General features: G+C 49.2%; 9 protein-coding genes. 2 read left to right on the top strand and 7 right to left on the bottom strand.

The window, feature by feature from the left end; all coding sequences use genetic code 11:
• Positions 1-186 (top strand): transposase (locus HMPREF1051_RS12860; protein ID WP_196794306.1); only part of this gene is annotated, 186 nt, incomplete at its 5' end.
• Here the strand turns inward: HMPREF1051_RS12860 and HMPREF1051_RS02545 are convergent.
• From HMPREF1051_RS02545 to rplU, 7 genes are all read right to left on the bottom strand, one after another.
• Complete coding sequence (locus tag HMPREF1051_RS02545) at positions 168-677, bottom strand: hypothetical protein (RefSeq protein ID WP_050901434.1); 510 nt, start codon at positions 675-677, stop codon at positions 168-170. The two genes, HMPREF1051_RS12860 and HMPREF1051_RS02545, sit on opposite strands and share 19 nt — an antisense overlap.
• A gap of 29 nt (positions 678-706) precedes the next feature.
• Positions 707-1,045 carry a hypothetical protein gene (locus HMPREF1051_RS02540; protein WP_003763974.1) on the bottom strand — a complete coding sequence of 113 codons (339 nt, stop codon included), beginning with the start codon at positions 1,043-1,045 and terminating at the stop codon, positions 707-709.
• A 442-nt stretch (positions 1,046-1,487) separates the two neighbouring features.
• Positions 1,488-2,021 carry an SMI1/KNR4 family protein gene (locus HMPREF1051_RS02535; RefSeq protein WP_003763989.1) on the bottom strand — a complete coding sequence of 178 codons (534 nt, stop codon included), beginning with the start codon at positions 2,019-2,021 and terminating at the stop codon, positions 1,488-1,490.
• Between the two features lie 312 nt (positions 2,022-2,333).
• Positions 2,334-5,024 carry a bifunctional [glutamate--ammonia ligase]-adenylyl-L-tyrosine phosphorylase/[glutamate--ammonia-ligase] adenylyltransferase gene (gene glnE, locus HMPREF1051_RS02530; RefSeq protein ID WP_003763991.1) on the bottom strand — a complete coding sequence of 897 codons (2,691 nt, stop codon included), beginning with the start codon at positions 5,022-5,024 and terminating at the stop codon, positions 2,334-2,336.
• A 407-nt stretch (positions 5,025-5,431) separates the two neighbouring features.
• On the bottom strand, positions 5,432-6,616 hold the full coding sequence (gene ubiM / locus HMPREF1051_RS02525) for a 5-demethoxyubiquinol-8 5-hydroxylase UbiM (RefSeq protein WP_003763972.1): 1,185 nt from the start codon (positions 6,614-6,616) through the stop codon (positions 5,432-5,434).
• Between the two features lie 650 nt (positions 6,617-7,266).
• The gene (gene rpmA, locus HMPREF1051_RS02520) at positions 7,267-7,539 is read right to left on the bottom strand and encodes a 50S ribosomal protein L27 (protein WP_002212328.1); all 273 of its coding nucleotides are present in this window, start codon (positions 7,537-7,539) and stop codon (positions 7,267-7,269) included.
• 26 nt (positions 7,540-7,565) lie between these two features.
• Positions 7,566-7,874 carry a 50S ribosomal protein L21 gene (gene rplU, locus HMPREF1051_RS02515; protein WP_003763980.1) on the bottom strand — a complete coding sequence of 103 codons (309 nt, stop codon included), beginning with the start codon at positions 7,872-7,874 and terminating at the stop codon, positions 7,566-7,568.
• Between the two features lie 262 nt (positions 7,875-8,136).
• On the opposite strand from rplU, the gene HMPREF1051_RS02510 reads away from it, so the two are divergent.
• Positions 8,137-9,111 carry a polyprenyl synthetase family protein gene (locus tag HMPREF1051_RS02510; protein ID WP_003763985.1) on the top strand — a complete coding sequence of 325 codons (975 nt, stop codon included), beginning with the start codon at positions 8,137-8,139 and terminating at the stop codon, positions 9,109-9,111.
• The last annotated feature ends 26 nt before the right edge of the window (positions 9,112-9,137 follow it).

The following is a 9,137-nucleotide window of genomic DNA, read 5'->3' as shown; positions in this document are numbered from 1 at the left end:
CGTATGGGTGTCTTACGGAAAATGGCGGAAAAATGGGGACATAAGGTATTGCCTCTTGCACCTTATTCACCTGAGCTCAACCCGATTGAGAAGGTGTGGGCGAATATTAAGCGGTATCTGCGAACCGTATTGTCTGATTACGCCCGATTTGACGATGCGCTACTGTCCTATTTTAATTTTAATTGACTATAATGAGTTAAAACCACTCTGAAGAAATAGATTAAAACAAACTCCAAGCCGATAATGGGCAGCATGGATTGCCAAGAAATATCTACATTTGCAATGAATTTTTTGCAGAAGCTAAATCCTAAAGGCAGAAGTGCGGCTATTGCTAAACTTGCTAACAAGCAAAAAGTTTTCTTTTTGGCTTCGTTTTTTTGTTTTAACAGATTTTCAAAACCTTGGGACAAGCCGACAAAGTTGAATGCTGTTTTGTATTCGTCTAATTTTTCCTTAAGTTTATTTACGTCATTTATTCTTTGCTGAACTTCAACTATTTTTTTGTTGACTTCATTCTGATATTGCTGAATCGATTTTTCTAAAACGTTTCTTCTTTCATCAAATTCAAAAAATGTCTTAAAGCCCTCGTCGCCCATGTAAGAACACAGTATATCTATTGGCATTTTGTAAAAAGCATAGTTAAGCTGCCTTGCATATTCACTGTGAGGGAAATACATTTTTTCCCTTAAAGGTTCTATTACTTTATCTAATGAATTATTCCTAAAAAATTGATTCCTCCCAACCCATAGCTCAAATCAAGTTCAACCAAAAACCTCACCATGCAAACATAGAGGTTTGTAGCTTCTTCCTTCGAAATATTGTTCTGTAAATTTTGAATTTGGCTATTAAAATTATCACCTATATACTTTATATTGAATAAACAATCCTTTTCCCATAACTCAGGATTGTCAATCATCGATGACGCTACCGCCGTAATCAATTCATACTGTTCGCGCTCCTGTTCTGACAACATCGACTCATCCGCTTGGGCAATTTTCTTTTTAACCTGCACCAAATCATCATGTAACTCGCTAAAAAATCCCATTTTTTTCCCTTTCCTATTTTTGCTGATTAATCTTTTCGGATTCTAAAGATAAGAATCGAATCACTTAATTTGAACGACCTATTTGCAAACTGCCGATTCTTTAATGCCGTCATTCCCGCGCAGCAAGCCGTAGGTCGGATTCTCGAATCCGACATTTCTAACAGCGGTTTTTCGGAAACGACAGACGCGTCAAATGTTTTTGTCGGATACAAGTATCCGACCTACATCTGGATTCCTGCCTGCGAGGGAATGACGGCAGAGATTTCGACAAAAATTGCTTCTCCCGTTTTCAGACGACTATTTGCCTCGTCGGTGTACATTGTAACGTGGGCCTTGCCTACGACAATGACGGCTAAAAGAGGTCGTCTGAAATTTTGGGTTTGGTTCGTGGGCAAAGCCCACGCTACGGGTTTCAGACGACTTACTCTTTTCGATTTTGTGTTTACTCATCTGAAAACTCATTTTCATGCCGCAAGCTGCGGATAAAGGTTTCGAAATCGGGGGCAAGTTCGACTATTTCAAAATCCCATTCTTGTTCGACAAGCACCACTTTCGGCTCTCCGTCTTTTCCACACTCTCGATAGTCCAAGGCAAACAGGGCATGCCCTCCTGACGGGTCGGTGGCCAAATACACGCCGATAGGCGGATATTCCCATTCTTCCAGCCAAAGTTTTTGCCCCATCTCGCCGCACAGACTCCCTTCTTTTTCAAAACCGATTCCCGATACCTCGCAAATTTGCACATGATCTTTTGCCCACGAATTTCTCTGCGTGGTTGGAAAGCAGTTTTTGACAAATATCCCGCCGTTTTGTACTGCCATCAATTCAATAAAACTTTGCGGCAATTTATAGCCTAGCTCACTTTCTACGGCAGCCAAAATTTCAGGGGTAAACGGGGCTTCTTTGTAGTTTTCATCTGCCCAACTATTAGCTTCCCATACGGAGGACAAATCAAAATCTTTAAAAACTTGGGACATAATGTTCTTCCTTATTGATTTCAGCCTGTAGGTCGGATTCTCGAATCCGACATTTCCAATAGCGGTTTTTCGGAAACGATAGACACGACAAATGTTTTTGTCGGATACAAGTATCCGACCTACATCTCTATTTGCCCCTTCGGTGTGCGTTGTAGCGTGGGCTTTGCCCACGAGAATGACGGGTAAAAGAGGTCGTCTGAAATTTTAATGGGTTTCATGAGCGAAGCCCACGCTACGGGTTTGCGGTGATTTTTAGGTAGTAGAACCCACGCTATGCAGCTAATGACTTAATCCCTCTTCGTAACATCCGCTTTATCCGAGTTTCGCCTCCTCCCCGAACACTTCCCGCCACAATTTCCTGACATTGCCGTAATGTGCCAGTAATTCGTCGGTTACTTCGGTTTTTTCCGCGTCGCGCAGTTTGGTGTTGTGTTGCTGCTGGCGGTAGAAGCGGTAGGCGGTGCGGCTTTGTTCGGCGAGGGTTTTGTCGATGAGGCCGCAGTCGGCGGCAATGTTCAAGAGGGCGATGTTGCCGTAGTTGTCGAGGAGTTGCGGATATTGGCGGGCATGGGCAAGGATGAGGTATTGGACGATAAATTCGACGTCGACCACGCCGCCGCGCGCGTATTTGACGTTGCTGTCGGCAGGTGGATGGGTGGGGAACATTTTTTCGCGCATTTCGATGATTTCGCCTGCCAAGGCGGTTTGGTCGCGCTCGGCGGTGAGGATTTCGGTGCGGATGCGGTCGAAGGCCGTCTGAATTTCGGGTGTGCCGCAGATGAAGCGGGCGCGGGTGAGGGACTGGTGTTCCCACGTCCATGCGTTTTCGCGCTGGTATTTTTCGAAGGCGGCGATGCTGTGGGCGAGAAAGCCGGCGTCGCCGTTGGGGCGCAGGCGCAGGTCGGTTTCGTAGAGGCTGCCTGCGCCGGTGGCGGCGGAAAGCCAGTTGGTCAGGCGGCGGGCAAGACGGCTGTACACGTCGCCTGCGTCGGGGTGGGGGTCGTCGTAGAGATAGACGAGGTCGAGGTCGGAGGCGTAGCCGAGTTCTTTGCCGCCGAGTTTGCCGTAGCCGACGACGGAGAATTGCGGGGTGTCGCGGTGTTTTTTGGGCATGTCCGCCCACGCGCACGGCAGGGCGGCGGCGAGGATGGTGTCGGCGAGGGCGGAGAGTTGGTCGGAGAGGGATTCTACCGTCCACAGTCCGGCGAGGTCTTGGACGGCGAGGCGGAAGACTTGGGCGTGCTGGAAGCGGCGCAGGGTGTCCATTTGCGCTTCGGTGTCGCCGCCGCAGGCTTTGAGGTCGTCTGAAAGGGCTGCGGCGAGGGCTTGCCAGCCGAACGCGGTATCCAAAAGCTGCGCGCTGATGAGTTCGTCCAGCAGAATCGGATATTTGCTCAGATACGCCGCCCCCCATGAGCTTTGGCTCATAATCTGCGCCAGTTGCGCCAAGGTCTGCGGATGCTCGTTGAGAAAGGCGAGATAGGCGGAGCGGCGGCTGATGTTTTCGAGGAAGTCAAACAGCCGCATCAGCGTATCGGTCGGATTGGGTTGCTCGGCCGCCGCCTGTACGAACAGCGGCACAATGGCGTCGAAACGTGGCTGGGCGTGTGCGGAGAGATGGCGGTATTTATGGCCGTGCCGGATTTGGTCGAGCCTTGTGGCGATGGTTTTGGCATCGAACCCGTGTTCTTTCAGACGACCTTGCCGCTCTTCTTCGTCGGGCTTGTCCTGCCATGCCCATTGCCATTCGCTGTTGTCCTGTGTTTGTTCTTCGGGTTCGCTCAAAATTTCGTTGAACAACTGATTGACCTTGTTCCGATGAATGTTGAGGTCGTCTGAAAAGGCGGCGTAGCTGTCGAAACCCATGCTTTCGGCGATCAGTTGCTGCTGTTCGGGCGAGGTAGGCAGGGTTTGGGTTTGCTGGTCGTCCCAGTATTGCAGGCGGTGTTCGACGTCGCGCAGGAAGCGGTAGGCGGCGAGCAGGGTTTCGACGTTTTCAGACGGCATGATGCCCAGCTCGGCAAGCTTCTTCAGCGTTTCCTGCGTGCCTTTCAGTTGCAGCGCGCGCATTTGTCCGCCGCGTATCATCTGGAAAATCTGGGCGATAAATTCGACTTCGCGGATGCCGCCCGCGCCGAGTTTGATGTTGTCCGCCATGCCTTTTTTGCTGACTTCGCTGCGGATTTGGCGGTGCAGGTTCCGCATTGCTTCATACGCGCTGTAATCCAGATATTTGCGGAACACAAAGGGGCGCACCAGTGCTTTGATGTCGTTCGGATACGGCGTAACCACGCGGCCTTTGCACCACGCATAGCGCTCCCATTCGCGCCCCTGCGTAATCAGGTATTGCTCCAGCGCGGTTTCGCTCAATACCAGCGCGCCCGAATCGCCGTCCGGCCGCAGCCGCATATCGACGCGGAACACTTGCCCGTCAGCGGTGATGTCGTTCAGCAGCGCAATCAGTTTCTGCCCGACTTTGGTGAAAAACTCTTGATTGCCCCGTTCGCGCCTGCCGTCGGTATCGCCCGATTCGGGATAGACGAAAATCAAATCGATGTCGGAAGACACGTTCAACTCATAGCCGCCCGCCTTGCCCATCGCCACCACGCTCAAATGCTGCGGCGATTTGGTATAACGCCCGATCGGCGTGCCGTACATGTCCCGATAATAGGCGTAGGCAAAGTCCAGCGCGGTATTGACGGCAAAATCGGCAAACAGCGTAATCGTGCGGGTAACTTCGTGCAAATCGCTGATACGGTTTATATCGCGCACGATAATCTGCGACACCACATAACGGCGCAACTCGCGCAACTGCCGCGCCAATTCTTCCTCGTTTTCTTCCGCGCGGATAGTGTCCCAGTCAGCAAAGGCTTGGAAATCCGCTTCGGTTAAGACCTTGTCCAGCATGGGCAGGAAGATTTCGGGCTTGAGTTTGCCGTTGTCGAGCTGGCGGGCGAGGAACAGGGAATGGCGGCGGGCGGTGTCGAGGCGGTTGTCGGACATTTTGGATTCCGTTTGGAAGGATGACGGGAGTGGGATAGTGGATTCACTTTAAATCAGGACAAAGCGAGGCAATGCCGTACTGGTTTAAAGTCAAGCCACTATATCATAGCAATCTTGGAGGTCGTCTGAAACAGCAGAACTCAGGCGTATGAGCGGGTTTGTTTTACGGCATGGGAAGTTTGTTATAGTGGATTAGCTTTAAACCAGTACGGCGTTGCCTCGCCTTAGCTCAAAGAGAACGATTCTCTAAGGTGCTGAAGCACCAAGTGAATCGGTTCCGTACTATCTGTACTGTCTGCGGCTTCGTCGCCTTGTCCTGATTTAAATTTAATCCACTATATTTGATTGGATAGTCAAAAGGTCGTCTGAAAAGTATTTCAGACGACCTTTTGATGTGTTTAAACGGATTAGCCAGTGAGTTGTTTGGTAATCAGTTTTTTCAGCGGCGGGAAGTTGTTGCTGGCACGCAATACCAAGCCGCGCAAGATTTTGGCGGGCGCGGTTTCATTGGTAAAGAGTTTGAGCAGCATATTGGTGCCGTGGTAAATCGGCTGGGCATGGAGCATATGCTTGGTGCTGTATTTTTCCAGCAGGCTGGCGGCGCCGATGTCTTGACCGCGTTGTTCCGCTTCGAGAATCAGTTTTGCCAAGAGGTCTGCGCTGGATAAGCCCAAGTTGAAACCGTGTGCGGTAACAGGGTGCATGCCTACGGCGGCGTCGCCGATTAAGGCGCTGCGTTTGCCATAGAAACGTTGGGCAATCATGCCGACCAAGGGATAGTTGTGAATGGTGCTGACCAATTCCATGTCGCCCAAACGGCCTTTGAGCTGCTCTTTGACGCTGGCAGCCAATTCTTCGGGAGACATTTTTTTGATGGTGTCTGCCTTGTCGCTATCGACGGTAATGACTGTGTTGGTCAGATGTTCTTCCAAGGGCAGCAGGGCGATGGTGCGGCCGTAGTGGAAGCATTCGTAAGCGGTATGCTGGTTGGACAGGGTATGCTTCATGCGGCAGACAAACATGGTGCGGCTGTAATCGTGCATATCGGAGGAAATGCCCAGTTGTCGGCGGGTTTGGGAAAAGCGGCTGTCTGCTGCCAAGAGTAGGCGGCCGCTCAAAACTTCGCCGTTTTCCAAGATGACTTGGGCTTCATCTTCGGAAGTTTTGACTTCTTTGACGCCCGTACCGGTCAGAATGGTAACGTTTTCCAGTTTGGATACGACTTCATAAGCGGCTTTGCGGATATTGTGGTTTGAAATCAGATAACCTAAGCAGTCGGCAGGTTCGCCGCGCGCTTGGGTCGGTTGCGGGAAGTGGAGTTGGTAATCGGACTGCCCGTTCAAGACTTTTGCATCGCGTAAGGGGTAAATTTCGTCTTTCGGAATCAAATCCCACATGCCCAAGCGTTGCATAATTTCGCGGGATAGGTGGGTCAATGCGATTTCACGCCCGTCATAAGGAGGGTTTTGTAAAATTTCTAAAGGGATTTTTTCAATCAGGGTGATTTTCAAACCGCTGCCGGCCAGTTCTGCGGCAAAACTCAACCCGGCAGGTCCTGCGCCGACGACAAGAATATCGCTGTGTAAGCTCATGAGGCATCCTTTTTGTTAAAGGGGGACGGATAATTTCAGACGACCTTAAGTTTACTGTGTTTGAATGAGATAAGGGTAATCTGCATTGAGTAATTGATTATAGCAAAAGTATCGATTGAGTAATTCAAGTATTTATATCGTGAATGATTTTTTACGCTGCGCTTAATGTAAGTCAATGGCGGCAATGTGTTGCGTATCATGCCATGTTTTAAAAACAATAAGTAGCGGCTATATGGGTTTGCTTTTTTCTTACGCCATAGTATGGGAAGGATAAGATTATCATGAGGGCGAAGGGGTCGTCTGAAATTTTGTAGTATAGTGGATTAAATTTAAATCAGGACAAGGCGACGAAGCCGCAGATAGTACAGATAGTACGGAACCGATTCACTTGGTGCTTCAGCACCTTAGAGAATCGTTCTCTTTGAGCTAAGGCGAGGTAACGCCGTACTGGTTTAAAGTTAATCCACTATAGCTTGGCTTTTAAGCAGTACAGTGTAGTTTCCTATCGTGTCTGTTGTATCGTGTGTTGCTTTGTTGTTTGCGCTGTTTAAGATTGAATCGGCGATGGCAAAATCATTGCCAACCCATACAAACAAAAAAGCCGTATTCCCTAAGAAATACGGCTTTCTCAATATCACGATAAACTCGGATTATTCTTCAGAACCGGTGTAAGGACGGATGCTGACAGTTTTACGGTTCAGCGCGCCTTTGGTTTTGAATTCAACATAACCGTCAACTTTGGCGAACAAAGTGTGGTCTTTGCCCATGCCTACGTTGTCGCCGGCGTGGAATTTGGTACCGCGTTGGCGGACGATGATGGAACCTGCCGGAATTAGCTCGTTGCCGTAGGCTTTTACGCCCAAGCGTTTGGCTTCTGAATCGCGACCGTTGCGGGTGCTACCGCCTGCTTTTTTACTTGCCATTTTGTAATACTCCTAAGTTTCAAAAATTAGGCGATTGCCACGATTTCGATTTGGGTGAAATTTTGGCGATGGCCTTGGCGTTTTTGGTAGTGTTTACGGCGGCGCATTTTGAAAATACGTACTTTTTCGCCGCGACCATGGGCTACTACTTTAGCTGTTACTTTTGCGCCTTCGATAAAAGGAGCGCCAACTTTTACAGATTCGCCGTCAGCAATCATCAAAACTTCGGTCAGTTCGATTTGGCTGTCGAGTTCGGCTGGTATCTGTTCTACTTTCAATTTTTCGCCAACGGCAACTTTATATTGTTTGCCGCCGGTTTTTACGACCGCGTACATACTCAACTCCATGAGAATTATGGTTAATATCCCGCACACCATTGTGCGAAACATGAGATTATATTGCTATTTGCCTGTTTTGTCAAAGTTTATTTCGTTTGTGGGGGCAGGGTCGTCTGAAAGATGTGTCAAACGGGCTTTGCTGCTATAATCGCGCGTTGGATTGCCGATATTTTTTATGCGGCAATATTATTTCCGCCTTATACCCAACCCATTTATTTATACGGCAAGCCTGCTTCATTTTGCTGACTGAGAATGTGTTATGCTCGAAAACCTGCCTTATTTCCAACGCCATCTGCCTGAAGACCTTTCACGGGTCAATGAGGTGATCAACCAAGCGGTTCAGTCTGATGTCGCGCTGATTTCGCAAATCGGTACTTATATTATCAGTGCCGGTGGTAAGCGTCTGCGTCCGATTATGACGATTTTGGCAGGTAAGTCGGTCGGCTATGATGGAGATAAGCTGTATGCTTTGGCGGCAATGGTGGAATTTATCCACACTTCGACCCTGCTGCATGATGATGTGGTCGATGAAAGCGATTTGCGCCGCGGACGCGAAACGGCGAATAATCTGTTCGGCAATGCGGCGGCGGTGTTGGTCGGCGACTTTTTGTATACGCGCGCTTTCCAATTGATGGTTGATTCCGGCAGTATGCGCATTTTGGAAGTCATGGCGGATGCAACCAATATTATTGCCGAAGGCGAGGTCATGCAGCTGATGAACATCGGCAATACCGATATTACTGAAGCGCAATATGTTCAAGTGATTCAATATAAAACGGCCAAATTGTTTGAAGCGGCCGCGCAGGTTGGCGCGATTTTGGGCAATGCGTCCCCCGAACATGAGCAGGCGTTGAAAGACTACGGCATGTATGTCGGTACGGCGTTCCAAATTATTGATGATGTTTTGGATTATTCGGGCGAAACCGAAGAAATCGGTAAAAACGTCGGCGACGATTTGGCAGAAGGCAAACCGACTTTGCCGCTGATTTATCTGATGCGCAACGGTTCGAAACAAGTGGCGGACGATGTGCGCCACGCTTTGGAAAATGCGGATCGCAGCAGTTTCCAAAAAATCCATGATTATGTTGTCCATTCCGATGCGCTGACTTATTCGATTTCCGAAGCACGAAAAGCCGTTGAGCAAGCCGTGGCTTCTTTGGCAGTATTGCCCGACAGCGAAGTCAAGCAGGCGATGATTCAGTTGGCTGAGGAATCATTGGCACGGGTTTCTTAAATCTGATGAATTTCAATTTCGTCCCG

Source organism: Neisseria sicca VK64 (genome assembly GCF_000260655.1).
GTDB classification, from domain to species: Bacteria; Pseudomonadota; Gammaproteobacteria; order Burkholderiales; family Neisseriaceae; genus Neisseria; species Neisseria sicca_B.
This window is presented reverse-complemented; position numbering and strand designations above follow the sequence as displayed.